The following is a 25474-nucleotide window of genomic DNA, read 5'->3' as shown; positions in this document are numbered from 1 at the left end:
GTTGGAGAGCGTGTTCCGCGCCGGCGACGTCGCCCCGCGCATGCGCATGAACTCGGCCTCATGCACGCGCAGCGCGTCGCAAGTCTCGTTCAGGCTGTCAGTGTGCGCCAGGTGCGTGTAGAGCAGCGAGAGCACGTGACTGTTCGCACTGAATGTTCGGGCGTCGATCTCGAACTCACGCGACAGTTTTTGAACCAAGTGTCCGGGAATCAGGTTGCAAGTCTGCCGGAATCCGGTAAGATTACGTCTCGTTGGCCGGGTTGCCGCGCCTTCGCGGGCGCGGGGCGCTTGGCGGCGCCGTCGACGTGTGTTCGTTTTCATGCGCCTGTAGGTTACAGGCGTTCGGCCGCCCGGTCAGCATTTTTTAAGCCCGTGGGCTGAGCCTATGGGATGCTAGTGAATTTACATAATGATATCCCAAGACGCAATGTTGGGTTTGTGACGGTTGAACGGAACCGCTACGCAGAAGTGTTGCGGTCCAAATACCCATCGTAGATTTCCCCAAAGTGGCGTCGTAGCGATTGGGGTGATCGGGCCGGATTACCATCGGGTTTTGTGGCCGAATAGCCGCGCATAGATTGTAGCGCTACGACGGGGTGGGGGTGTCCAGTATGCCTGCGTGCTCATGCCAAACCATTAATACCCGGAGTGACGCCTTCCCATGCACGGTGGCGTTAGACGTGGGGTATGGAAGCGAGTCGGCAGCCAGAAAGTGTCAGCGGGACCAAGCGGCGTTGGCGCAGGAGCCAGAATGCGTCGTACCCCGGAGTTTCTCGTGCTGAACCGATTGCGGCAGGCGGGCGTTTAACAGCGCATCATCATCACAAGGAGAGTCTTCAATGCGTGGAATCGGAACCGTGCTGGGTGTCGTCGGGGTGTGTGGATGGGCGGTGGCAGGCGAGGTGACCAATCTGCCGCCAGTCATTGTGACGGCTTCGCGTGTCGCGGAACCGATCCACGCGGCGGCGGCCTCTGTGACACGGATTTCCTCGCAGGAACTGCACGAGAACCAAACGCGGACGCTGCCCGAAGCCTTTGATATGACCCCGGGCGTGATGGTGCAGAAGACTTCTTACGGTCAGGGGTCGCCCTATATTCGCGGATTCACCGGTTTCCGGACGCTAATGCTGGTGGACGGCATCCGTCTCAACTCGCCTGTTTTCCGTGAAGGGGCCAACCAATATTGGAATACGGTTGATAGCTACTCGCTCGACGCATGCGAGCTGCTGAAAGGGCCGGGATCGGCGCTGTATGGTTCTGATGCGGTGGGCGGCACGCTGCAGGCCTTCACGCGGTTTCCGGAGTATGCTCCCAAGGGTGGGGCTGACGTTTGGGGCGGACGCCTGGCGGCGCGCGTGGCAACTGCCGAGCGCTCCGTGATTGGACGCGCCGAGGGCGCATACGGCACCGGCCAATGGGCGGGGCTTTTTGGCACCACCTACCGGAATTTTGGCGACCTCGATGGCGGCAGGCATGTGGGTCGGCAGCGCAAGACCGGCTATGACGAATTGGATTATGACGCCAAGGTGCGGATCGCGCTGAAAGGTGATCGCGAACTGATCTTCGCCCACCTGTGTGTCGGTCAGAACGATGTCTGGCGCACGCACCGCACGCCGTACGGGATCTCGTGGCACGGAACCGCAGTCGGAACGGAGCCGGTGCACATCTTTGATCAGGATCATACGCTGACCTATCTGCGTTATGTTGACCGTGAGCCGACCCGTTTCTACGACACGTTGCAGACAACCCTCTATTACCAGCGTCAGGAAGAGACCAAAGCGGTGACCAAGAAGGATCTCTCCCGAACAACGGATGGTTTTGATGTGCAGACCTGGGGCATGAGTGCCGATCTTCTGAAAGAAACCGGCCTCGGCACGTGGGCATATGGCATGGAATACATCCATGACGGGATTGACAGCTTCCGCTACAACTATCGCAGTGACGGCTCGCTGAAGTCCATTGGCATTCAGGGACCGGTTGCAGACGACACGATCTATCATACGGCGGCGGCCTACCTGCAGGACCGCGTGAAACTGGCGGAGCGATGGGACCTGACGGCGGGGGCGCGCGCCACGTATGCGTTGGCGGACATCGGCCGCTACGAGAATTTCGCGACGGACCCGCATACGCCCGCATCGATGAATGCCGCTTGGTTTGATCTATCCGGAAACCTTCGTCTGGCCTGTCATCTGATCCCGAACCACTGGCTGGCGTATGTGTCTCTGGCGCAGGCTTACCGGGCGCCCAACCTGTCGGATCTGACCCGGTTTGACGTGAGCCGCAGTTCCGACATTGAGACGCCTGCGCTCAATCTGGACCCGGAAACATTCGTGACCGGCGAGATCGGCACGCGTGTCACGGCTGATCCTGTGGCGTGGCACGCGGCCTGCTTCCACACAAGCATCCGCGATCTCATCATCCGTCGGGCCCTGAACACGGCCGGGACCTATACCAAGATCAACGGCGGCGGCGGTTATGTCCACGGCGTCGAGAGCGAACTGCAGGTGCGTGTGGCCAAGCAGTGGCTCGTGCGCACGGGCTTCACCTGGATGGAGGGATACACTGACTACCGTGATGCGGATGGCACCAAGATCACAGAGCCGGTCCGCACCATGCCCATGACGGTCTATACGGCGCTGCGATGGACACGCGCAAACCGGCACTTCTGGGCCGAGGCGGCCGCGCGAGCCTCCGACCGGGAAGACCGCCTGACAGCCGCCGACAAGAGCGACACCCAACGCATTCCGCCGGGCGGCACGCCGGGCTATGGAGTGATGGATCTGCGCGTCGGCTACCGCTTGAAGCAGTGTGTATCGTTGGTGGCTTCGGTCGAGAATGTCTTCAACAAGGATTACCGCATTCACGGCTCGGGCAGCAACGAACCCGGTCGCAACCTGATTCTGTCCGCCGAGTACTCGTTCTAGCAACACGCATCTCGTGAAAGCAGCCCGGATGAAATGAGTGGTGAGGATGCGGAGGCGCATCCGCGCAGCCATCTGTTGGGTGCCGGGGCCGAGGGTCAGCGATACGCCTTGGGGTCGATGCCGAGCTGCCGGATGCGATAATTGATAACGCGCTGGGTGGCCTGGAGGAATCGGGCAGCCGCAGCAGCGTTTCCGCGATGCTTCTTCAGGGCATCCACGAGGGTCTCGCGCTCGTAGCTTTCCATCAGTGTCCGGAAGTTGGCGCCGTCGTCGGGAAGCGACGCCGTGTGCGTCGCCTCGCTGGTCTGTAGCGTCGGCGGCAGGGAGTAGCCGTGGATCACTTCGTCGGTTGCAGTCAGCACCGCGCGCTCGATGCAATTTTCAAGCTCGCGGACGTTCCCCGGCCAGTGATACGCCATCATCATGTTAATGGCGGTGGTGGAGATGCGCTTGATGTTCTTGCCGTAGACCTCGCAGTGCTTCTTCAAAAAAAACTCGGCGAGCAGGAGGATGTCGGACTTCCGTTCGCGCAGCGGCGGCAGATAGATGGGAAAGACGTTGAGCCGGTAGTAGAGATCCTCGCGGAACCGCCCCTCCTTGATTGCAGCCTCCACATTACGGTTGGTGGCGGCGATGATGCGGACGTTGACGGTGATCGGGACATCACCGCCCACGCGGTCGACGACGCGCTCCTGGAGCACGCGCAGCAGGCGGATCTGCACGGCCGGGCTGATGTCGCCGATCTCATCCAGAAAAAGCGTGCCGCCATTAGCCAGTTCGAAACGCCCCTTGCGCTGCTGCTGTGCGCCGGTGAAGGCCCCCTTCTCGTGCCCGAACAACTCGCTCTCGATGAGGGTTTCGGGGAGAGCGGCGCAGTTGACACCGATGAATGGGCCGTTGCGGCGGGCGCTGCCGTAGTGCAGGGCGCGGGCGACGAGCTCCTTGCCGGTGCCCGATTCGCCGCGGATCAGGACCGTCGCGGCGCTGTCGGCGACCTGAACGATCTGGTCGTACACTTGGCGCATCAGGCGGGAGTTGCCGACCAGATTGCTGGGCTGGTAGCGGTTGCCGAGCTGACGGCGCAGCCGCTCGTTCTCGACGAGCAAGCTGTCGCGCTCGGCTATGCTCTCACTCATCGCCGCTACGGCGGCGGCCAGCAGATTACCGACCAGCATCAGAAATTCGAGGTCGCGGCGCAGTTCATCCTCAGGGCTCGGCGGCCGGTCGGTGCTGATCGTGCCGACCACCACGCCGTTGTGGATGATCGGCGTGCAGATGAAGGCGGTCTTCTTGCCGGTGCGGGAGCGGGTTCGGTTGAGAAAACGCGGGTCCTGGCTGATGTCCAGAACGATCTCCGGCTGGCCGCTCTGCGCGACCATGCCGGTGATTCCCTCCCCGATCCGGTACTGGCCCCGCTGCATCTCCTCCGGGGTGAGCCCGCGCGAGGCCTCGATCACGAAGATATCGCTATCGGGCTTGCGCAACGATAGCGCGCCGTGCGACAGGCCGATCTCGTGTTCGAGAATATCGAGCACCTCCTGCAACAGGGTGGAGACGGCCTGCCGGTGGAGCAGGGCCTGCGAGATGCGGTACAGAACGGCGAGTTCCTGTGTGGCGCGGTCTGTCATGACGGTCGCTTGGGCTGGTGGATGCAGGCAGCATGCACGGCACGCGCGGCCCGGATCGCCGCGGGGTATCCGCCCGAACGTGCGCCAATGATAAGCACATCAAAAAAATACATCTGTCCGGTTCCGTCTGTTCGGCTTGCATCATATCCACATACATGCCCCTTGGCAAGACCATCCTGTCTGCTCGTCCTGCATGGGCCGTGGACGCTTCAGGATGCTTTCAACCGACGGACCTGAATAGCAGAGCCGCGTGGGCCACTGAGGACCCACGCGGCTACTCGTCTACGGTCGGCCACGGCTTGGCCGGCCTCATGCAGCCTACTGGTTGCTGAAGATCTGGAATCCGCCGTAGGCCTCCTGCCCATGCTCGCCGATGTCCAGCCCGCGCAGTTCCTCTTCTTCGCTGACCCGGATGCCGACGGTCTTCTTGATGGCGAGGAAGATCAGCCACGCCACCGGGAAACAGAACGCGCCATACGCGAGCACCCCCAGGGCCTGCGTGCCCAGCGTGAACTTGGGATCGGTGCTGAACAGGCCCACCGCCAGGGTTCCCCACACGCCGTTCATCAGGTGCACGGAGAGGGCGCCCACCGGATCGTCCAGGCGCAGTCGGTCGAACATAAACACCGCCAGCACGACGATCACACCGGCGATCAGGCCGATCATGACCGCCCCGCCGGGCGTCACCACGTCGGCGCCGGCCGTGATCGCGACCAGCCCGGCCAGGCAGCCGTTGAGCACCATGGTCAGGTCCGGCTTCTTCTGGACGATCCAGGAGGTCAGCATCGAGGTCACCATGGCGGCGCAGGCGGCCAGATTGGTCGTCACCAGCACGCGCGAAACCGCTTCCGGATCCGCCGATAGCACCGAGCCGCCGTTGAACCCGAACCAGCCGAGCCAGAGCATGAACACGCCCAGCGTGGCCAGCGGCAGGCTGTGCCCCATCACGGGCTTCACTTTGCCGTTGACGTACCGTCCGATGCGCGGCCCCAGCACCAGCACACCCGCCAGCGCGCCCCATCCGCCCACCGAGTGCACGAGGGTGGAACCGGCGAAGTCGTGAAAGTTGCGGTCGCCCAGCCAGCCGCCGCCCCACGTCCACGACCCGGCAAACGGGTAGACCAGCGCCACATAGATCGCCGTGAACACCAGGAAGCTCCCGAGTTTCACCCGTTCCGCCACGGCGCCCGAGATGATCGTGGCGGCGGTCGCGGCGAACATGGCCTGAAACAGGAAGTCCGTCCAGTAGGTCATGCCGGCGTTGTAGGCGCTCGTGGCGCCATTCGCAGGAAATGTCAGGCCGAAGCCCTTGAATCCGAGCCACTGGCCCGCCAACCAGTGATCACCGGGGTACATGAGCCCGAATCCGATGCCGGCGAAGGTCAACACGCCGATGGCCGGGATGATCGTGTTCTTGAAGAGGATGTTGACGCAGTTCTTGGCCCGCGTCAATCCCGTCTCCACCGTGGCGAAACCCAGGTTCATGATGAACACGAGCAAGGTCGCCACCATCATCCAGACGTTGTTGGTCGTAAACATGACCGTGTCGGGGGTCAGGGCTTCGCCTTCGGCGGCGCATGCCGTACCGGCGGCGGCGCCGAGCCCGAGGGCGGCCACTATCCATTTGCTGATTCTCATCGTTCTCTCCCTGTTCCTTCCGGCGCGAATCCTCGCAACCGTTTGTTTGTCAGTCGTGATCACTACCCGTTCAACCGATCGCTTCGTTGCCCTGTTCGCCCGTGCGGATGCGGATGCACCCCGCAAGATCCATCACAAAGATCTTGCCGTCGCCGATCCGCCCCGTCCGCGCCCCCTTGATGATGGCCTCGATGCATGGCTGCACAAAGGGCTCGTTGACGGCAATCTCCATCCGCACCTTCTTGAGCAGATTGACCTCCACATCGGCGCCGCGGTAGGACTCGGTGTAGCCCATCTGCTGTCCGCAGCCCAGCGCGTTGGTGACCGACATCTTGTGAATCTCCTTTTCGAACAACGCCTGCTTGACGCTGTTGAGCCGATCCGGCTGAATGTATGCAACGATCAGTTTCATGTATTCCTCCTTGGTCGCGCTTGCACGCCCGATTAAAACGTGTACGCGATGCCCAGTTTGCCAACCACCTTGACATCATAATTCGCCAGCACATCGTCTTCGATCTCGGCCACGTAGCTGATCGACGCCGTCAGGATCGAGTAGGACGCCGAGGCCGTCAGCATCAGCGGACCGAACCCGGACGCGTCGAATCCCGGGGCGATCTGGTAAGCGAGCGTGCCGCCCAGCGTGAGCGTCACCGGATCCAGATTGAAGGCGTGCTTGAGACCGCCCTCAATGTACGTGCTATCCCGCAACGCGCCATCCAGCCCGTAATTGAACGTCAGCGACGGCGAGAGCAACGAGTCAACGGTGAATCCCAGGTTTACTTCGCGGTCCGACGCCGCGCCGCCGGGATACACGTACTCGCAATAGCCTGCCGACCAGCTCAGTTTATCAATCACCTTCGGCAAGGCATAAGACGCCGTGAAGTCCACCTCCGAGAATTGGCCCTTATCGAGCGTGTGATTGTAAGTCCCAATGTCCATATTGCCCCACACACCCAGGGTCAGTGGCAACGTGATCTCCTCGCTGAGCTTGAAGGTGCTGATGGACAACGCTGGCTGCACCACGGGACCGTCGTTAAACGTGTTGCCGCGAAACACATAGGCCGACGCCACGTCCATCCCCACCGTTGCGTCAACCGCATGTGCCCCGTGAGGCACGGTCACCCCAACCAGAACGGATGCCACACCCAAAGCCACTTCCATGAAGCGCTCTGCCCTATTCATGATGCTCTCTCATTTCTGTCCACCTGTGGCGGACGTTACGTTGACTCATCTTGTTCGTCCAGCCTCCGCTGGATGCTGTCTCCATACGCAACCGCTATACCAACACGCAACGAGATGTTCATCAAGTCCTCTAACTCACTTATTGGAAACACGTTGCAGCTATTATATTCATTATTGTTGAAGGTTTCCGAAAGAATAATAAAAATACATTTATGTTATACAATTATATGTAATTACATTATTGACTTAAGAAATGAGACAACTTCCAAGGGACGGCTTTCTGATTAACCTCTGACCCGACAGGGGGCTAACCTTCCGTAATCTGGAACTCAGGAAAACAGGAAGGTTGGGTTGGAGAGCAAAGAGACCGGGTTTCTGTCCATCCTGATTTCCTGAGTTCCAAATTGGTGCCCCACTCTTTTCAACAACAGGCTGCTACGTCGCCGGGATACCGTCGCCGTACCCCTATCCACCGCTCGCATGGCGTCGATTCCGCGCACGATCCGGCCGATGTCGGCTGTGACGCCGGCGTCGAAGGGGCGTTCTTCGATGCCGCGCAGGGCGGCGGTAATGGCCAGGAGCGCGAGGGTGTCGTAGAAGCGGCGGCCGGTGGGTGTGTTCCCACATCATGGCGAGGGTGCGGGCGTATTCATGCTGGTAGGTCTGGGCGGCGTCTTCTGCGGCATCGCGCGCAAAACGGTCCTTGAGCGCGTGCAAGATGCCGTTTGCATCGAGTCACTCAAACGGAAGCGGCAGCGTCCCCAATTTCCGATTGCCATTTTGGAGCGTGGAATCAGCGCCGGATGACATGGCCGGGGCCGGTGGCGACGGTGCGGCCGATGGCGCGGATGCGGGCCTCGATGCAACCGCGGCATTTGCGGGCGTTGTCGTCGAGGCAAATCTTGCCGGGATAGAGGGCGTAGAGCGGTCGGCGGTCGGTGGGCGTGACTGCGGGCATCACCACGTTGGCGCCGGCCTGGAGGGCTTTTTCGCGGCCGAGGGGGTCGAGTGAGGCCATGGCCGTTGTGGCTGGGATGTGCGCGAGGGGAAAGACCAGACGGAGGACGGCGACGAGCCGCAAGGCCTGTTCAAACGTGCCGCCCACGGCATCGGCCAGAGGCGTCTCGGGATGTGGGATGAACGGTCCGACGCCGATCATCTCGGCGCCGAGTTCCCAGAGCCAGAGGACGTCGCGCGCAAGCGCGGCGGGGGTCTGATCGGGCAGGCCGACCATGACGCCGGAGCCGAGCTGGTAGCCGAGGCGCTTCAAGGCGTGTAGACAGGCCTTGCGCCCCTCCAGGTCGTCATCGGGATGCAGCCTCCGGAACAGGGCGGGATCGGTGGTCTCAATGCGCAGCAGATAGCGATCGGCGCCCGCTTCCCTCCAGAGGCGATAATCGGCCTCGTTGCGCTCGCCGACGCTGAGGGTGATGGCCAGGGACGTTTGAGCCTTGATGGCGCGGAGGATCTCGGCCAAACGCGGAGCGGTGAACCAGAGATCCTCGCCGGATTGCAAGACGATGGAGGGAAAGCCGAGCGTCTCGGCTTCGCAGGCGGCGGCGATGATCTCGTCGGGGGTGAGGCGGTAGCGTTCGACTGTGGCGTTGTCGCGCCGCAGCCCGCAATAGTCGCAATTCCGGCGGCAGATGTTGGAAAACTCGAGCAGGCCGCGGAGGTGGACGTCCGGGCCGACCGTGGCGGCGCGGACCCGGTCGGCGGCGGCGTAGAGGCGCGGGGCGTCGGTGTCGCCACAGCCAATCAGAACGGCGATCGCATCCGCGCCGGGAGGCGTGCCGGAGAGGATGGCATCTAGGGCGGAGGGGAAGGTCATGGCGAATTCAAGCTCCCGGTGCGATACCCGTCGAGGTCGAGGGCTACGAAGGTGAAGCCCGCAGCCTTGACGGCGGTGGAGATGCGGAGACGGGTGGAGGGGTCGAGCAGGCGAGGGACCTCTTCCGGGTCGATCTCGATGCGTGCGACGGTGCCATGATGGCGGACGCGCACGGTGGCGAAGCCGGCGTCCTGAAGGCTTTGCTCGGCGGCTTCGATCTGCCGCAGCGCGGCGGGGGTGACGGGTGTGCCATAGGGGAGGCGCGAGGCGAGGCAGGCCATGGCCGGCTTGCGGGAGGTGGGGAGTCCGAGGCTTTCGGAGAGGAGGCGGATGTCGGCCTTGGTGAGGCCGGCCTCCTGCAGCGGACTGCGCACGCCGCATTCGCGGGCCGCCTGGCTGCCCGGCCGCCAGTCGCTCCGGTCGTCGGCATTCTGGCCGTCGAGCACGGCGGTGATGCCCCGGGCTGCGGCCTGTTTGCTCACCGCAGCCATTAGCATCTGCTTGCAGTAATAGCAGCGGTTCCTGGGATTGGCGGCGTACTGAGGATTGTCCATTTCGCCGGTTGGGACCACCACCAGTTCCACGCCCATGCCGGCGGCCAGATCCTCGGCATCGGACTTTTCCCGGCGCGGCAGGCTGGGCGAGTCGCCGATGACGGCCAGGACATGGGACGGACCGAGCGTGTCGGCAGCGACTTTGAGCAAAAGCGTGCTGTCGACGCCGCCGGAAAAGGCGACCGCGACGCGGCCCAGCGCGCGCAAGGACGTTTGGATCGCGAGGTAGGAGTCCGGTAAGGTCATGATGAGCCCTGATCGATTGTGGAAGCGGTGTCGTCAGAAAATCAATCGTGCGGCGCTGGCCGCTACGGCGTGTCCGCCTTCTTTCGGACGGGGGCCGTTGCCTTGAAGACCGTGTCGAAATCAACTTCAAAGGGACGCGCGGGGAGGGGCTTGCCGGCGGTCATGGCCGTCTTGAGGTCGGCGGACGAGTCAGGGTCGAACCACCAGTAGGCAACGACGGCGCCCTCCGTGCCGTATTTGGAGAGGACGGTGTCGGGCATGCCGAACTTATCCCAGTAGAGGAGGCGGGTGGCATCGCTGTTCCAGAGGAGGACGAAGGGGACGCTGGAGGCGAGGACGCCATCGATCTCGCGGAGGATTGTGTTGCGGCGGGCGGGGTCGAACTCGGTCTTCTGGCTCTCGATCCAGGCATCGACGCGGGAGTCCTTGAAGCCAGTGATGTTGTTGCCCGCAGGGCGGTCGGCCTCTCGCGAGTGCCACATGTGTTCGGGGTCGCGGAAGAGTCCGCTGCCGTAACTGCACCAGGTCATGTCGAAATTGAAGGCATCCATGTCGCGCATCCACGAGGCGAAATCCTTGCGCTCGATGACGAGGTCGATCCCCGCCTTTTTGAGGGCTTCGGCATAGATGGCCAGGAAGCGGTCGCCTCCGCCGTCGCGGGTCAGGAAGCGGATCACCAGCGGTCGGCCCTCCTTCTCGAGGACGCCGGTTTTGGGGTTGGCGGCCCAACCGGCCTCCTTCAGCAGGGCCGAGGCTCGGACGGGATCATAGGCGATGAGCGTGTTGGTACAGGGGGTGCGGGCGTCGTAGAGATCCTCAAAATAGGAGCGATGCAGGAAATACGCGTTGAACATCAGTGTGCTGTTCAGGGTTTCGCGGTCGAGGAGGGCGGCGAGGGCGTGGCGAACGCGCAGGTCGTCGAAAGGCGGGCGCCGCAGGTTCATGCCAAATCCCTGGAATCCGACGGGGTTGTGGTTCCGCACGCGGCGGCGGACGATCCAGTTGTTGTCGAAGCGGGGACCGCGGGTCTCGTTGGCCCAGATGCGGGCGGTATAGACGGCGTAGACATCAATGTCGCCCTTCTTCATCGCCTCGAAGGCGTTGTCCTGATCGGTGAAAAAGCGGTAGATGAGGGTCTGGAAGTTGTAGATGCCGGCGTTTGACGGGCGGTTGCGGGCCCACCAGTCGGCGCGGCGTTCCAGGCGCAGATCGCTGTTTTCGCGCATCGCCGCAAAGCGGTAGGGGCCGGAGACCACGGGAAACTCGAAGTTGATCGTGTTGAAATCAAGCCCCTCAAATGCGTGGCGGGGAAGAATGGCGAATCCGCTTGCGGCGAGGAGATTGCGCCAGTGAGCCTCGCGGGCCGTGAAGCGGACCGTCCGCTCGTCAACAACTTCGGGCGGGGCAAAGACGCCGAGCGACACCTTGTGCGGGCCGGTTTCGTTCTTGGCATCCATGATCGCGTCGAAGGTCCAGCGGACATCGGCGGCGGTGACGGGCTTGCCGTCGGACCAGCGAGCGGCAGGATCGAGGTGGAAGGTGAAGGTCTGCTTATCGTCCGAGACCGTCCACCGGCTGGCCAGTCCCGGAACGAGATCGGTCGTGAGGGGATCGGTGCCGAGGAGGGTTTCGTACATCATGTCGAAAACCTCCTGAGTGGAGCGGAAATTATCGAGGTAGCCGTTGAAGCTCTTGGGCTGGATGCCGGAGAGGGTGATTGCGCCGCCCGGGATGGCGTGGGGAGACGCAAGCGGGCTGGGCCGATCAGTCCAATCGGGCTTGGGGAACTGCTCATCGGCCCGCGCACAGGCGGCCGTGAAGAGGACGAGCCCGGCGGCGAGGGAGAGACTGGGGCGTAGGTAACGCATGCGCAAACCTCCTGTCAGGGCGATAGTATAGCATATTGCGTGGGTCATTTTTTGCTTGAGCGCCTAATGAATCATTCCCGCGATAACCCAGAAGGGCCATATCTGAGCCCGAGTAAAAAACAAAAAACAGCGCAACATGTTTTGGTTTTTACATGTTACGCTGTTTAAGAGTGGTGCTCGGGGGGGGACTTGAACCCCCACGGGTTTCCCCATATGCCCCTCAAACATACGTGTCTGCCATTCCACCACCCGAGCGGTGTGATGCGAAACGCGCATACCTTACACCAGCACATGGGCGGCAAGCAAGCAAAACCAGTCAGGTTTTTTGGAGACGCCGGAAGCTCATCCATTCGCCGGGGGCTCAGGCGCATAGAGCAACGGCCGTTTCGTGTCGAACGCCGCAAGGTCCTCCCGGATACCAACAAGGCTGTCGGAGCATGAACACCCTGACTGGATCTGCTCCCGGATCCACGGGCCTCCGGCCAAGGTATCGAAAAACGGCGTCCATTCCAACTCGGGATGTCGCCGCCAAATGGCGCCGATGAGCGCGAGGACGGTGGTCAGCGGACGAGCAGCCTGCGGATTGGTCACCCGCATCGCGATGCCTTGGCAGGCGGCATCACGATAGCGGGGATTGGCGGCCTTGCCGGAAATCGCACGGGGCGTGTACCGAACGGCCGTCAGCGCCACGCCTGTTCGCTCCGGCTCGGGGATCTCCGCCAGGACCGGCTCCGGCGCCAGCCAGGGCGCGCCGCACAGGAGAAACGGCGTTTCTGTTCCCCGTCCCTCGTTCAGGTTTAGACCCTCCAACAGACAAGAGCCAACGTACATCAGGGCGTTCTCGACGCCCGGGAGATTCGGCGAAGGCGCCACCCACGGCAGTCCGCACTCGGCGAACATCCGGTCGCGCCGCCAATTTTCGACGGTCAGAACGTCCACCCGCAGATCGGTTCCAGAAAAGAACAAGGCTTGAAAGAAACGGGCCAACTCGCCCAGCGTCAGGCCATGGCGGATCGGAATCGGGGCACAGCACACCAGCGAGCCGAAGACGGCGGCGACGGCGCCTTCGCGGATCACGCCGCCCAGCGGGTTCGGGCGGTCGAGGATCAGCATCGGAACGCCGTGGGCCGCGCAGGAAGCCATGCAGGCCTTCATCGTGGCCATGTAGGTGTAGTAGCGCGCCCCGACGTCGGGGAGGTCGACCACAAACAAATCAATGGTCGCCAGCTCCTCCGCCGAGGGTTGTGAACGATCCCCGTACAGGCTGACCACCGGCACCGGCCCGACGGTCCGCGAGCCGACGTGTTCACCGGCTTCGGCGTTCACCGCAAACCCGTGCTCCGGACTGTAGATGCGGCACAGGCGCAGGTCCGGGACCTGCGTGAGCGCCTCCACGATCGGCCGTCCCGTTCCGTCGACGGCCGCCCGGTTGCACAACACCGCCAGCCGCCTGCCCCGGAACACCTCGCCGTCCGCGCGCAAGGCGCGGTCAAGACCGGTGCGGACGGTTCGCGGTGCGGATGCTTCCCTGATGTTCAATTCCAGATGCCTCCAGGGTTGACATGGGCGAGCGTGATCCGGTGTGTCGCAATCAGCGGGGGGAGGCCAGGACCGGGCCGACTTGCATATAGGGGATGATCCGGGCTGCGAGAGACTCCTTGGATCCGGCGAGCAGGGCGTCAAGCGGGGCGGCGGCGGCGACATCGAACGAACCCGAGGCGGTGCGCCGGAGGGAGTGCAGGCAGGCGCCGCAGCCGAGCGCCTGGCCGAGGTCGTGGGCGAGGGTGCGGACATAGGTGCCCTTGGTGCAGCGCACCTCGAAGGAGACCAGCGGCGGCACCCAGGCGGTGATGGCGAAGCGGAAGATGTGAACGAGGCGCGGTTCGCGCGCCACCTCCTGCCCCTTGCGGGCCAGCTTGTAGAGCGGGACGCCGTTGAGCTTGATCGCCGAGACCATGGGGGGCGTCTGGTAGATGTCGCCGCGGAGGGCTGCGAGCGCCGTCTCGGCCTGATCGCGCGTGACGGCGTCGAAGGGCTGTTCCGCGATGATCTGGCCATCCAAGTCCTGAGAGTTGGTGACGGTGCCGAGGCGGAGGACTCCCGCGTAGGTTTTCTCGCCCCCCATGATCTGGTCGGAGAGGCGCGTGGCCCGGCCCAGGAGGATGACCAGCAGGCCCGTCGCGGCCGGGTCGAGCGTGCCGCCGTGGCCGACCTTCTCGATGCGGAAGGTTCTGCGAATCTTATGGACAACGTCATGGGACGTCGGTCCGGCCGGCTTGTCGACCAGCAGCAAGCCGTCGAACGGACCGTACTCGACGGGTGGCGGGGCGGAGAAGGTGCGGATCATGGGCATGAGGATAACAGAGGGTGGAGGGTGGCTGGTAAAGGGTCAGCGCCCGCATCAAAGCGAGTCGCGGGACAAGTCATTCAGTTTGATTCCGGTGGATTCATCTCATCCTCGACTTCCCCGTCCATCTTGCCGAGGAGGGCGAGGATGTGATCGCCCTTTTCAATTGAGGTGTCGAGTATGAAGCGGAGGCGGGGCGTGTATTTGAGATGGCAATCGCGGTTGATCATGGCCTGAAGCGCGGAATGCTTGTCGGCGAGGGCGCGCAGGATCCGGCCGCGTTCGGACTCATGGCCGAAGACCGACACCGAGACGCTGGCGGTGCGGAGGTTGCGCGCGGTCTCGACGCGGGTGATCGTCACGGCCGCGAGGTCGATCTCGCCGTTGAAGACATGATAGAGCGCCTCGCCGATCTCACGGCGGAGCAGCGCGTTCACCCGTTCCAGGCGGTCGACGGCCATGGCCTAGAGCACCCGTTCCTTCTCTTCGAGCGAATAGCACTCGATGATGTCCCCCACAGCGAAAGCCGCGAAGTCGACGAAGCGTGCGCCGCACTCCTGCGATCCGTCCACACGGGCGACTTCATCCTGAAAGTGGAACAGCGAGAGGAACTTGCCATCAAAGACCACCTGAGTCTGTCGTAACACGCGGGCCCGCGAGTCCATCCGCAGCATGCCGTCGAGCATCTGGCAGCCGGCGATCATGCCCCGCTTGCCGTGGTTGAAGGTCGCGCGGATCTCGGCATGGCCGCGGATGATCTCCTTGTATTCGGGATGGAGCATGTTGAGCATTTCCTGCTTCACATGGTCGATCAGCTCGTAGATGATGCGGTGGGTGCTGATGCGCACGCCGTCATGGCGGGCGAGGCTCTGCACGCCCGGTTCGCAACCGACGTGGAAGCCGACGATGATGGCGCGGCCCGAGGCCGCGCGCTGGACGTCGTTGGCGTTAATGAGGCCGATGCCGCTGCTGACGATCTGGAGCGCGACTTTCGCGCTCTTGATGCTGTTGAGCGAATCCTGGATCGCCTCGCAGGACCCCTGCATGTCGGCCTTGACGATGACGTGGATTTCCAACTGGCCCTGTTCCTGGTACTTCTGCATGAGCGTGTCGAGCGAGGTGGCCACCGACGACGAAAGCTCGCTGAGTTTGCGCGATTCGGTCTCTTTTTCTGCCAACTCGCGCGCCCGTTTCTCGTTGAGCATCACCCGGAAGTGGGCACCCGCTTCGGGGACACCGGAAAGGCCCATGATGCGCGCGGCGGTTCCGGGCGTGGCCTCCTTGACCTTGCGGCCGCGGTCGTCGATCAGCCCGCGGATCCGCCCGAAATGTTCGCCGCAGAGGATGACGTCGCCCACGCGGAGGATGCCGCCCGAGACCAGTACGCTGGCGGTCGGCCCGCGACCCTGTTCAAGCTGCGCCTCGATCACATAGCCGTCGGCGCGCCGACTGAGGCTGGCGGTGAGTTCGAGAACGTCGGCCTGGATCAGAATCATTTCAAGCAGGTGATCCAGGCCTTTTCCGGTCATGGCGGAAACCTCGCAACAGACGATGTCGCCACCCCACTCTTCGGGGGTGAGGCCTTCTCCCGAGAGTTGCTGGCGCACAAGTTCGGGCTTGGCCTGCGGCAGATCGCACTTGTTGATGGCGACCAGAATCTGGACGCCGGCCTGTTTCGCGTGCTTGATGGCCTCCTTGGTCTGAGGCATCACGCCATCGTCGGCGGCGATGATGATGACGGCGATATCGGTGAGGCTGGCCCCGCGGGCGCGCATGGCCGAGAAGGCGGCGTGGCCCGGGGTGTCGAGAAAAGTGATTCGTCGGCCGTTGACATCGACCGTGTACGCGCCGATATGCTGGGTGATGCCGCCCGCCTCTCCCGAGGCCACTTGGGCATTGCGAATCCGGTCCATCAGCGAGGTCTTGCCATGGTCGACATGGCCGAGGAAGGTGACGACGGGAGGGCGGGGAACGAGATCTTCCGGCTTATCGTCAGGAATCACGTCGTCGGCGTCGTCACGGCGCAAGACCGGCTTGCGTTCCGTGGAGCGCTTCTGGCGTTCGATTTCGACCTTGAAGCCGTATTTCTCGGCGATTTTGGTCGCCACGTCCAGTTCGACGCGCTGGTTGATCGAGGCCAGAACGTTCAGGTGCATGAGGTCGGCGATCACCCGGTTGGGGCGCAACCCAATCAGTTCTGCAAGGTCCTTGACAATCGTGGCGCCGCGCAACTGGATGACGCGTTCCGCTTCGACGGGCGCGGGAGCGTTGGCGGCTGGGCGCCCGAACGGCATCGGCGGTGGTGGGGGGGGGCGTGAGGGGGGCTGGCGACGCGCGAGATCGCCGTGATCGCGGCTAGTCTGCGACGGTTTTATCGGCGGCGGCTTGTTGGCAACCATGCGTGGCGGCGGGCGGGCGTTCCACGTAGCGGCAATCTCTTCGTCTGGGTCGGTCCGCTCCTCGGCGCTGGCGGGGGGGGGCGTCACTTTCTGTCTGGCCGGATGGATGGCGGGTTTGGCGGCCGGTGGGGCAACTGGTGCGACAACCGGTGGTGGAGCGACCGGTGCGACAACCGCTGGCGGGGCGACCGGTGCGGGTTGCGCAGGTGCAGCAGCGGGGGTCGGGATTGGCGCTTCCGGTTGCACGACCAACTGGGGCGCCGCCAGTTGGGGGGGAGGGAGTCCGCGGACCTCGGCCTCGGCTGCCAGAGAGCGGCTGATGGCGGCTGCGAGCGCGTCGGCTTCGACGCGCTCGCGTGCCGCACGTTGGACGGCGTTGGCTTGGCGCTTCGCCTCCCGGCGCTCGACGCGGCTGGCGGCGTCGGTGTCGGGCGCGGCGACGACCCGGGCACGGATGGTGGCGATGTCAGTCGTTTCCAAGCGTGAAAGCGCCGTGGACGCCTCGATATCCAAGGCGGCGGCCAGTCTCAGCACATCGGCACTCGTCGTATTGAGCGACCGGGCAAGTTCGAATACTCTCATCGTCTTATTCGCCGTCCTCTCCGGATGCGGTGGCCGCGGCGGCCTCCCAGATGCGCTTGGCGTTGGTTTCGTCCAAACCGGTTACTTCCATAATATAGGGGATCTCGGTGGTCAGGATGCCGTCGGCCGTCAGGAATCCGTTCGTCACCAGTAGATCGGCGTCCTCGCGGGAAATACCGGGAATCGCGGCCAGCGCATCGATGGCGTGGGTCACCTGCTCTTCGAAGGACTCGGCCGCCTCGCGCTTCTGAATGTCGATGCGCCAGCCGGTCAGGCGCGACGCCAGCCGGACGTTCTGGCCATGCCGACCGATCGCCAGCGACAGCTGGTCGGGTTCCACGAGGATCGCCACAGTTGACGGCAGGTTCGGATCGATGGTGATTTCCGAAAGATGCGCGGGCGCGAGCGCCTGGGTCACGAACTGGCGGATGTCCTCGTGCCAGCGGACAATATCGAGCTTTTCGCCCGAGAGCTCTCGGACGATGTTCTTGACGCGGTTGCCGCGGAGGCCGACGCACGCGCCGACCGGGTCAACCTTCTCATCGTGCGAACGGACCGCGATCTTGCTACGGTAGCCGGGATCGCGGGCCACGCCCATCACTTCGACGATGCCATCGGCGATTTCCGAGACCTCCAGCCGAAAAAGCGCCTTGACGAACTCGGGGCAGGCGCGGGAGAGAATCACGGCGGGGCCGTTGGCATTGGTCTGGACGCTATGGACATAGGCACGGATGCGGTCGCCGACCTGATACTCCTCCGTGGGTATCCGCTCCTTGCCCGGGATGATCGCCTCGACCTTACCGAGCTCGACAATCAGGTCGCGGTGGATGATCTGGCGAACCGAGCCGCTGACAATGTCGCCGATCCGGTCCTTAAATTCATCAAACACATTCTCCCGCTCGGCTTGTCGGAGTTTCTGCACGATCATCTGGCGCGCGGTCTGGGCCGCAATGCGGCCCAGTTTGCCCGCCGGACCCTCCACCTCGATGGTGTCACCGGGTTGCGCGGCGGGGTTGATCTCACGGGCGCGGCGGAGGGTGACAAAACCGTGGCCAATCTCCATATCCGACACCGTACACATCTCGAACGTCCTGATTTCGAACGTCTTGCGATCAATCTGGACGCGGGTATCGCCTGTTCCGGACAAGCCCTTCCGACCGGCCTGCTGCAGCGCCGACTCAATAGCATGAATGATGACTTCTCGGTCGACTCCGCGGTCGCGCTCCAAGTAACTGATCACGGTCAACAATTCGTTGTTCATGGCCGTTCAACCTGCTTTCAAAGAACCCGGTCAAGGGGATCGGGCTTCCAATAAAAAAGAGTGGGTGGACCCCACTCGTTATTACAGTCCACTATTAACGGGCTTGATAAGCATACAGATAGCCCCCCATCGTTGTCAACTCCCATTGCAATCCAATTTATTTTGGGTGGCTTGTCAAAGTAAATGCCCCCAGGGTAGAGGCAATGAGTCTGCCAAACATCAAACGTCGAGGAGGCACAAATTTCACAAGAGATGGAAAAATTTTGCTATTATTTGCGTATCTCCGATGTCCGCGATTTCGCGGTCCCGCTAGCCAGCATCCCGTGCAACACGGGCTGCTGGCTGGCGGGCTGGGTTATAATGGTAGACACTATGCGACATCCTTTGGTAGAGGAATGGGAACGGCGGTTGGATGCGATCTTGCAGGAGGTGGATCAGGAGTTGGAGGCGCGTTTCGGCGAGCTGTACAACCTGCACCCGGTCCGGCCAGCCAACGGTGCAACGGGCAATCGGCAGTATGACGGGCTCTTCCGCATCACCGCCAACTTCACGGCCGGCTTCGGATCGGAGGTCGGGCCAGGCTATGTGCTCACGATCGGGTTTTCCACGCTGGAGCCGGTGAGCGCCGCTGATCGCGCAACCATTGAGCAGGAGGCGATCACGCGCCTCCGCGCGCGCCTCCCCGAAGCCTTTCCAGGGCGGAAACTCAGCCTGATTCGCGACGGTGCAGTCTGGAAGATTGCGGGCGACTTGTCGCTTGACGCTGCGGAGGACCGGGCATGAATCTGTCAAATATGGAACACGTGCCGTCGCTCGAACTGGGAACATTGCTCCACATTCTGGCGTTCCTGATGGTCGCCGCGCATTGTCTGCGGCTGCCGCGCGAACCCCGCTCGACGCTGCTGTGGCTGTTCGTCACCGGCCTTTTCCCAATTGTCGGGCCGCTCACTTATCTGGCTTTTGGCATCAACCACGTGCCCCGACGCGGCTGGCACAAGCTACGTTCGGACGTGCGGTTCGGCTCGACCCGCTCTCAGACCGAGCAGGAGGAACAGCCGCTGGCCTATTGGCGCGCGTTGCGCGCCGGGTGCTGTCCGCCGCTGGCGCCGGATTCCGCAGAGGCGGCGGTCAACACCATCCTCGACCGCGTCGCACACGATCATCCACTGCTCGGCGGCAACGCGGTCGAGGTCATCGCGGACGGCGGTCTGGCGCTCGATGCCATGTTCAAGGCGATCGCCGCCGCCCGCCACCACATCCATGTGCAGTCGTACATCATCGGCCGTGACGCCGTCGGGCGCGCCCTGCTGGACCGTCTCGCCGATCAGGCGCGGACGGGTATCCAGGTGCGGGTGCTGTTTGACCAGTACGGCTCGCGGGCGGCCTACCTCACCGGGCTTTTCCGCCGGTACAGCCGCGTTCCCAACATGCGTTGCGTCGGTTTCACCCAGGCCAATCTCATCAAACGGCAGTTTCAGCTCAATCTGCGCAACCACCGCAAGAATCTGATTATTGATGGCCGGGTTGGCTTTCTGGGCGGCGTCAATTTTCACGATGTCTACCTTCCGGGATCGCGCCGCGAGGCGATCCACGACTATCATTTCCGCGTCTGCGGTCCCGCCGTGCTGGAACTGCAATACACCTTCCTGCGCGATTGGTTCTACATGTGCGACGAGGACGCCCGCGCGCTGTTGGTCCCCGGACATTTCCCTCAGTCTGAGGCTGCCGGGAAGACGCCTCTGCGATTGCTCAACGCCAGCCCCAATGCCATCGAGCAGCCGCTGGTGGACGCCCTGTTCACCTTGCTCGGAACCGCCCGCCATCAAGTGCTGGTGGTTACGCCCTACCTGGTACTCTCCGAAGATTTGAGGCGGGCGTTTCGTGCCGCCGCCCTCCGCGGCGTCGCCGTCAAGGTGCTCCTCCCGGCGGTCAACAACCATCCGTCGGTGGACTGGGCCGCCCGCGCGTCCTATGACGAGCTGCTGCTTTCCGGGGTGCGTCTCTTCCTGCGCCGCCCGCCGTTCATCCATGCCAAGGCGCTGGTGGTTGATGGCCGGATCGCGCTCATCGGCAGCGCCAACCTCGACGCGCGCAGTCTGCGGCTTAGCTACGAAACCACGCTCGTGGCGTTCGATCCGGAATTTGCCGCGCGGCTCAAGCAGACCCTGCTGGACGACTTTGCCCGCGCCGATGAAATCACCCTCGCGGCCTGGCGCGCGCGGCCGCGCTACGCCCATTACCTCGAAAACTTCTTCAATCTCATGAGCCCGGCGCTGTAGGTCACTCCGCCTTCGCATCGGCCGAAATCGTTGTGACGAGGGTATGGGATTCGCCGGGTTCCAGGGAGAGGGCGTTTCCTCGCGCGTTGGCGGTCTCGACGCAGATCATGCGCGTGTACTCATCATCACCGAAGTCGGGCATCCGCTTCGCCTTGTCGATCCATGGGTTCCAGACGACGGTCGTGCGGCTGCCCCGCTTGGTCACGACAATCTGCCGCTCCAAGCCGGCATCGTCAATGACGCACTCCGCCTCGGTGTCGGTATAGACGCGATCCACCTCCTGTCGGATCACCAGCGGCGTTTCCTGCGGGCATCCGGCGGTGCCGGTGACCGCGTCGGTAAACGCCGCCCCCTCGAGTCCCCGCACGGTCACGTCCATAATCTGCCTCACCCCGAAATAGCTGTGCAAGGCCTCACTCACCGTAAAGGGGTGGGTGTCGTTGTTGCGGGTGGTCAGCTCCACCTTGAGCGCATTCTCGAGCGCGACGCGGAGCGTGAGGGAAAAACGGTGAGGCCACCAGACGCGGGTTTGGTCGGTGTCGTCCAGCGCCAGCCGAATCTCGGCGCTGCGCGAGGTGTATTCCGTCGCCGCGAGCCGCCACGGGACGATCCGGGCAAAGCCGTGCGCGGGCAGGGAGGGATCGACCGGATGCGGGCCGAACCACGGCCAGCAGACCGGTATTCCACCTCGGATCGGTTTTCCGGGTTCGAACCGTGAGGACTTGCTCATGAACAAGACCGGCAGGTGTCCGGCCGGCCGGTAGGAGAGGACGTGGCCACCATAGAGCGAGACCTCGCACGAGCCGGTGACGCCGGCAAGCGCGGCGATGGGCAGTCCCTTCTCGCTCGCGCGGAACGCGATCCTGCCCCGCGCGCCGTAACGGGTGTTGAGGGTAGCAATGTCGGGATAGTGCATGGGTAATCCTCCAGAGTGAACATCGTCTAGATCCGGGTGCCAAAAGACTCCCGAACGAGTCCGCGCGGCAGTTCGCTGATGAACCGCGAGGGCTTGCAGAAAAACATGCCGCCGTCGCGGGTGCGGCGGATCTCAGGAACGGCGAGCACCAGCTCGTCGCGGGCGCGGGTCACGGCGACGTAGAAGAGCCGGCGCTCTTCGGCATCGCCACCCGGATCGTCCAAGGTGCGGCTCGAGGGAAACATCCCCTCGGTGGCCCAGATCACAAAGACCACCGGCCACTCCAGCCCCTTGGCCTGATGGACCGTGCCGAGTTGCACCGCATCCTCTTCTTCGCCGCGATTCCGGCGGTTGTACTCGTGATCCACATTGGTCAGCAGCGCCACCTCCGAGAGAAAGGCAGGCACACTGGCTGCGCGCATGATCTGGACCTCGAGTTCCCGGATATCCTCGGCGCGGCGGTCGGCGAATTCGTAGGTGCGGGCCAGGTACGTCTTGTAGAACCGCTCATAAAACCGCTCGATCAACTCCCCGCCGTTGGAAGCGAGTCCCTCGTCGTGGTACTCCGCGAGAAGCCTCTCGATCGGCTCCCACTCGCCACGCATAGACGGCCGCATCAGCGCCGCCAGCGTCTGGCGCTGCGCCGGGTTGGCGGCGTCGAATCGCTCGCCGAGCTTGGCCCACCAGCCATCCAGTGTCTTGATGCCCACGCCGCGCAGCATCCCCAGGAGGCGATCAAAGCCCAGGCGGTCATCGGGACGCGCGCAGACCCGCAGCATCGCCAGCACGTCTTTGACGTGCGCCTGCTCAAACACCCCCACGCCCGAGGTGATCCGGCAGGCAATGCCCGCGCGCCCCAAGGCAACCTGCAATTCGATCGAATGGAAATGGGCGCGATAGAGCACAACCATATCGGCGAAGCGGTAGCCGTCGTCGCGGTAGCGGCGGATCAGCCGGATCACCGCATCGGCTTGTTCGTTGCCGTCGCGCAGCCGGAGCACCCGCGGCTTGGCCCGCTCGGGCCGCGTCGCCCGGAGCACTTTTTGAAACTGGTCGGGGTTCCTCGCAATGCACGCATTGGCCACCGCCAGAATTTCCGGCCCGCTGCGGTAGTTGCGCTCGAGCGTGACGAGCGCGCACGACGGGTAGCGTTTGGGAAAATCCATGATGTTCCGGAAGTCGGCGCCGCGCCAGGAGTAGATGCACTGAAAGTCGTCGCCGACGGCCATGACGTTGCGCCGCTGCGCGGCGAGCAGATCCACCAGCTTCGCCTGCGGGCCGTTGGTGTCCTGATATTCGTCGACCAGAATGTGCTCAAATCGCTCCTGATAGCCCCTGCAGATGTCGGCATGCTCGGTGAGGAGCCGCAGCCCGTGGGTCAGCAGATCATCAAAGTCCATGGCCTGCAAACCGACTTTCCGGGCTGCGTACGCCTCGCCGACGCGGATGATGTCGGCGACGTCCACCCGCAGCGCCTCGAGGTTCTCGTCAATCACGTCACCGATGGCCAGACCCCGGCTGGCGGCGTTGCTGAACAAGCTGGCGAGCACATCCTTTTTTGGAAAGTCCTTCGACTGGATACGCAGCTCCTTCACGCAGCCTTCAATCAGCGAACGGGCGTCGTCGCGATCCAGAATGGTAAAGTCGTTGCGGAAGCCGAGCCGGTCGGCATAGCGGCGCAGGAAGCGATTGCACACATGGTGGAAGGTGCCGCTCCAGACGCCGCCGACGGCGTCGCCGCACACCGTCCGCGCCCGTTCGAGCATCTCCAGTGCGGCGCGGTTGGTGAAGGTCAGCAGCAAAATCGCATCCGGCGGCACGCCCCGCTCGAGGAGATAGGCCACGCGATAGACGATGGTGTGGGTCTTGCCCGTGCCAGCGGCAGCTAGCACGAGCATCGGGCCGTCGCCAGCGGTCGCGGCCTGCCGCTGCTCGGGATTGAGGATTTTTTCGTACGGAATCATGGGGCATAGTCTCCGCCCGCCCGGTCAAACCGGGCGAGGCTATCGGCAAGGCCGCCGGGACGGTTGCGCCCGAGCCACACGCGGCTGTGCCCGGCGACGAGCGCCTCCCAGTCGCGGCGCAGTGCGGTGCGCGTGGATGCGTCGGTCAGCGTGCCTGCAAGCAGAACGCGGCCGCGCGAGGCGGCATGGGCCACGAGATGCGCCGATTGGCGCAGCTCCTCTTCCATCGCGTGCGCGTCGGGTGCCGCGCACCGCGCCTGCTCGACGGCGGCGGCGGCGCGGGCGGCCGTTTCGGCCACCACCGCCAAGGTGGCATCGGTGACACCCGCCCCCGGCTGCCGGTCGCGTCCGTTGCAGAGAATGTGAAACAGCTCGGTGCTGTTGGAGAGCTGCCGGCCGCAGCGCAGGTAGGCATCGCCCAAGTCGAGCGTCACCCGGCCGAGCGCGCCGGCGGCGTCTTGAAAGACCTGACGGTCGAGCACGGCCGCCAGATTCAGGTTCCGGTTGGCGGCCAGACACCACGAGACCGCCGCGCCCGTCACGAACCCCGGAAGGCTCACGGGCAGTGTCTGCCAGTGGCCGTTGTCCCCCCAGTCGGTGATCAGATAGCCCGAGGCGCCGTGGCGGAGCCCGTTCTCGGCCGCCGACACCAGATTCGCCCGGGCATTGGTCACGCGCCCCGCCAGACTGTTCCACGCTGAGGTGCCGGGACAAACGAAGAACGGAATGCCTGCGGCCGCGAATTTCTCGCCATGCGCGGCATAGGGGTGGTCCGCCTCGTAGCCCCACTCCAGCGCGATGACGTCCCGCGGCAGCTCGGGCACCAGCTCGGGATGATGGATGATGATGTCGCCCCAGAAGGTCATCGTGCGCCCGTGCGCCGAAACCAGCTTGTGGATTTCCAGCAGGAAGTCGAAATAGACCCGCCCGCGCCCGATGCGCGCCGCCTGATCACGGGACCGCCCGCAGCCGACATCCCATGTCTCGTCACAGCCGACGTTGAACAGCGGCGCGGTGAACAGCGGCAGCAGCTCCGCGTAGAGCCCGCGAAGGAAGGCCACGCTCGCGGAGTCGGTTGGACACAGGCTGAACGGGTGCGGACACGGGGTCTTGGACCACGGGAACAGGAAGCCGCCGTCCGGGCACTCGGCCAGCGGACGATAGGCATCATGCGTGAGCCACCGTTCCAGATGGCCAAACGAGTTCTGGTTGGGCACCAGTGCCACGCAGCGCGTTTTGCAATAGGCATCGAGACTGCGGATTTCCTCGGCGGTCATGGGGCTGGCGGCTTGCCAGACCGCCGCATGGGCGGAATAGGCAAACGTGTGTTCGGTGTAGAGCTCCAGATGGTTGATACGCCACTCCGCGAGGCGATCCACCAGCGCAAACAGCGTCGCCATCGTCGGCACCTTGTCACGGCTGATGTCGAGCATCACGCCGCGCACAGGGAAGTCGGGATGGTCGGTGATGCGGCAGGCGGGCAGCGCCCCGCCCGTGAGCCGCCGCATCTGACGCAGCGCCATTGCCGCATAAAACAGCCCTGCCGCGTCGGAGGCGTCGATCGTGACCGAGTCGACGCCGATGTGCAGCGCGTACCCCTGCGCTGGATGCCTGCCCGGCTGACACTCAATCCGAACGGCGGCGCGCTGGACGTCGGCCGACGGCGGATTGACAGCCGGGTGCCACGCCGGACCGAAGTCCGCCTCCAACGCCTGGAGCGCGGGCAGCAGTTCGGCGACCGGGCCACTGAGCGCGATCACCCCGCCGTTCCCGGCGAACACGCCAGCCTGCGCCTCGACGCGGCGCGGCACCGGAATCAGGTCATCCCAAACGGTTGTCACAGACATGAGCGTGC

Annotated in this window: 19 protein-coding genes and 1 tRNA gene; 3 read left to right on the top strand and 17 right to left on the bottom strand. The window is 63.8% G+C overall.

The annotated features are described in order from the left end of the window. Positions 1 to 321: DUF4372 domain-containing protein (locus FJ222_01015; protein ID MBM4163018.1), on the bottom strand; the 321-nt coding region annotated here is incomplete at its 3' end. A 518-nt stretch (positions 322 to 839) separates the two neighbouring features. On the opposite strand from FJ222_01015, the gene FJ222_01010 reads away from it, so the two are divergent. Next, positions 840 to 2924, top strand: a complete 2085-nt coding sequence (locus FJ222_01010) for a TonB-dependent receptor (protein ID MBM4163017.1) — start codon at positions 840 to 842, stop codon at positions 2922 to 2924. Positions 2925 to 3019: 95 nt separating this feature from the next. On the opposite strand, the gene FJ222_01005 is transcribed toward FJ222_01010, so the two are convergent. The 13 genes from FJ222_01005 to nusA all read right to left on the bottom strand — a co-directional run bounded on the left by FJ222_01005 (position 3020) and on the right by nusA (position 18460). Further along, positions 3020 to 4552, bottom strand: a complete 1533-nt coding sequence (locus FJ222_01005; protein ID MBM4163016.1) for a GAF domain-containing protein — start codon at positions 4550 to 4552, stop codon at positions 3020 to 3022. 318 nt (positions 4553 to 4870) lie between these two features. Continuing rightward, positions 4871 to 6091 carry an ammonium transporter gene (gene amt, locus FJ222_01000; GenBank protein MBM4163015.1) on the bottom strand — a complete coding sequence of 407 codons (1221 nt, stop codon included), beginning with the start codon at positions 6089 to 6091 and terminating at the stop codon, positions 4871 to 4873. Positions 6092 to 6260: 169 nt separating this feature from the next. Next, complete coding sequence (locus FJ222_00995) at positions 6261 to 6602, bottom strand: P-II family nitrogen regulator (GenBank protein MBM4163014.1); 342 nt, start codon at positions 6600 to 6602, stop codon at positions 6261 to 6263. A gap of 32 nt (positions 6603 to 6634) precedes the next feature. After that, positions 6635 to 7372, bottom strand: coding sequence for a hypothetical protein (locus FJ222_00990; protein ID MBM4163013.1), 738 nt, complete (start codon positions 7370 to 7372; stop codon positions 6635 to 6637). Between the two features lie 793 nt (positions 7373 to 8165). Next, positions 8166 to 9203 (bottom strand): [FeFe] hydrogenase H-cluster radical SAM maturase HydE, encoded by a 1038-nt coding sequence (gene hydE, locus FJ222_00985; GenBank protein MBM4163012.1) that lies wholly within the window; start codon positions 9201 to 9203, stop codon positions 8166 to 8168. Then, complete coding sequence (gene larE / locus FJ222_00980) at positions 9200 to 10003, bottom strand: ATP-dependent sacrificial sulfur transferase LarE (GenBank protein MBM4163011.1); 804 nt, start codon at positions 10001 to 10003, stop codon at positions 9200 to 9202. Before larE ends, hydE begins: the two co-directional genes overlap by 4 nt. 62 nt (positions 10004 to 10065) lie before the next feature. Next, a complete protein-coding gene (locus tag FJ222_00975) occupies positions 10066 to 11919 on the bottom strand; it encodes an ABC transporter substrate-binding protein (protein ID MBM4163010.1) in 1854 nt (617 codons plus the stop codon). A gap of 123 nt (positions 11920 to 12042) precedes the next feature. Further along, positions 12043 to 12126, bottom strand: a tRNA-Leu gene (locus FJ222_00970). 87 nt (positions 12127 to 12213) lie between these two features. Next, positions 12214 to 13575: a DUF1343 domain-containing protein gene (locus tag FJ222_00965; protein MBM4163009.1), complete on the bottom strand. Its 1362-nt coding sequence runs from the start codon at positions 13573 to 13575 to the stop codon at positions 12214 to 12216. Continuing rightward, complete coding sequence (gene truB, locus FJ222_00960; protein MBM4163008.1) at positions 13463 to 14218, bottom strand: tRNA pseudouridine(55) synthase TruB; 756 nt, start codon at positions 14216 to 14218, stop codon at positions 13463 to 13465. The genes FJ222_00965 and truB overlap by 113 nt, the downstream gene beginning before the upstream one ends. 80 nt (positions 14219 to 14298) lie before the next feature. Next, positions 14299 to 14679 carry a 30S ribosome-binding factor RbfA gene (rbfA, locus tag FJ222_00955; protein MBM4163007.1) on the bottom strand — a complete coding sequence of 127 codons (381 nt, stop codon included), beginning with the start codon at positions 14677 to 14679 and terminating at the stop codon, positions 14299 to 14301. A 3-nt stretch (positions 14680 to 14682) separates the two neighbouring features. Then, complete coding sequence (gene infB, locus FJ222_00950; protein ID MBM4163006.1) at positions 14683 to 16704, bottom strand: translation initiation factor IF-2; 2022 nt, start codon at positions 16702 to 16704, stop codon at positions 14683 to 14685. A gap of 499 nt (positions 16705 to 17203) precedes the next feature. Continuing rightward, the gene (gene nusA, locus FJ222_00945; GenBank protein MBM4163005.1) at positions 17204 to 18460 is read right to left on the bottom strand and encodes a transcription termination/antitermination protein NusA; all 1257 of its coding nucleotides are present in this window, start codon (positions 18458 to 18460) and stop codon (positions 17204 to 17206) included. Positions 18461 to 18832: 372 nt separating this feature from the next. Between nusA and FJ222_00940 the strand changes: the two genes are divergently transcribed. Continuing rightward, complete coding sequence (locus FJ222_00940) at positions 18833 to 19243, top strand: hypothetical protein (GenBank protein ID MBM4163004.1); 411 nt, start codon at positions 18833 to 18835, stop codon at positions 19241 to 19243. Next, entirely contained in the window at positions 19240 to 20739 is a 1500-nt protein-coding gene (locus tag FJ222_00935) for a hypothetical protein (protein ID MBM4163003.1), read from the top strand. Before FJ222_00940 ends, FJ222_00935 begins: the two co-directional genes overlap by 4 nt. Position 20740: 1 nt before the next feature. Here the strand turns inward: FJ222_00935 and FJ222_00930 are convergent, their stop codons facing one another. Genes FJ222_00930 through FJ222_00920 form a run of 3 tightly spaced genes read right to left on the bottom strand, consistent with a single transcriptional unit; the run spans position 20741 to position 25466 of the window. Further along, complete coding sequence (locus tag FJ222_00930) at positions 20741 to 21655, bottom strand: D-hexose-6-phosphate mutarotase (protein ID MBM4163002.1); 915 nt, start codon at positions 21653 to 21655, stop codon at positions 20741 to 20743. A 26-nt stretch (positions 21656 to 21681) separates the two neighbouring features. Further along, positions 21682 to 23619: an ATP-dependent helicase gene (locus FJ222_00925; protein MBM4163001.1), complete on the bottom strand. Its 1938-nt coding sequence runs from the start codon at positions 23617 to 23619 to the stop codon at positions 21682 to 21684. Continuing rightward, complete coding sequence (locus FJ222_00920) at positions 23616 to 25466, bottom strand: glycoside hydrolase (GenBank protein MBM4163000.1); 1851 nt, start codon at positions 25464 to 25466, stop codon at positions 23616 to 23618. The genes FJ222_00925 and FJ222_00920 overlap by 4 nt, the downstream gene beginning before the upstream one ends. Positions 25467 to 25474: the final 8 nt, after the last annotated feature.

The sequence above is a fragment of the Lentisphaerota bacterium genome (genome assembly GCA_016873675.1).
Classification (GTDB): Bacteria; Verrucomicrobiota; Kiritimatiellia; order RFP12; family JAAYNR01; genus VGWG01.
Note: the sequence above shows the minus strand (reverse complement) of the source record. Positions and strands in the feature narration are given on the sequence as shown.

Bases quoted from the DNA above. Each gene is read 5' to 3' on its own strand.
- FJ222_01010 (MBM4163017.1), top strand. From the start codon at position 840: ATGCGTGGAATCGGAACCGTGCTGGGTGTCGTCGGGGTGTGTGGATGG.
- FJ222_01005 (MBM4163016.1), bottom strand. From the start codon at position 4,552: ATGACAGACCGCGCCACACAGGAACTCGCCGTTCTGTACCGCATCTCG.
- amt (MBM4163015.1), bottom strand. From the start codon at position 6,091: ATGTTTACGACCAACAACGTCTGGATGATGGTGGCGACCTTGCTCGTG.
- FJ222_00995 (MBM4163014.1), bottom strand. From the start codon at position 6,602: ATGAAACTGATCGTTGCATACATTCAGCCGGATCGGCTCAACAGCGTC.
- FJ222_00990 (MBM4163013.1), bottom strand. From the start codon at position 7,372: ATGAATAGGGCAGAGCGCTTCATGGAAGTGGCTTTGGGTGTGGCATCC.
- hydE (MBM4163012.1), bottom strand. From the start codon at position 9,203: ATGACCTTCCCCTCCGCCCTAGATGCCATCCTCTCCGGCACGCCTCCC.
- larE (MBM4163011.1), bottom strand. From the start codon at position 10,003: ATGACCTTACCGGACTCCTACCTCGCGATCCAAACGTCCTTGCGCGCG.
- FJ222_00975 (MBM4163010.1), bottom strand. From the start codon at position 11,919: ATGACCCACGCAATATGCTATACTATCGCCCTGACAGGAGGTTTGCGC.
- FJ222_00965 (MBM4163009.1), bottom strand. From the start codon at position 13,575: ATGTCGCCGCCGCCGCCCCGCTTGACGCCCTGCTCGCCGGATCCAAGG.
- truB (MBM4163008.1), bottom strand. From the start codon at position 14,218: ATGATCCGCACCTTCTCCGCCCCGCCACCCGTCGAGTACGGTCCGTTC.
- rbfA (MBM4163007.1), bottom strand. From the start codon at position 14,679: ATGGCCGTCGACCGCCTGGAACGGGTGAACGCGCTGCTCCGCCGTGAG.
- nusA (MBM4163005.1), bottom strand. From the start codon at position 18,460: ATGAACAACGAATTGTTGACCGTGATCAGTTACTTGGAGCGCGACCGC.
- FJ222_00940 (MBM4163004.1), top strand. From the start codon at position 18,833: ATGCGACATCCTTTGGTAGAGGAATGGGAACGGCGGTTGGATGCGATC.
- FJ222_00935 (MBM4163003.1), top strand. From the start codon at position 19,240: ATGAATCTGTCAAATATGGAACACGTGCCGTCGCTCGAACTGGGAACA.
- FJ222_00930 (MBM4163002.1), bottom strand. From the start codon at position 21,655: ATGCACTATCCCGACATTGCTACCCTCAACACCCGTTACGGCGCGCGG.
- FJ222_00925 (MBM4163001.1), bottom strand. From the start codon at position 23,619: ATGATTCCGTACGAAAAAATCCTCAATCCCGAGCAGCGGCAGGCCGCG.
- FJ222_00920 (MBM4163000.1), bottom strand. From the start codon at position 25,466: ATGTCTGTGACAACCGTTTGGGATGACCTGATTCCGGTGCCGCGCCGC.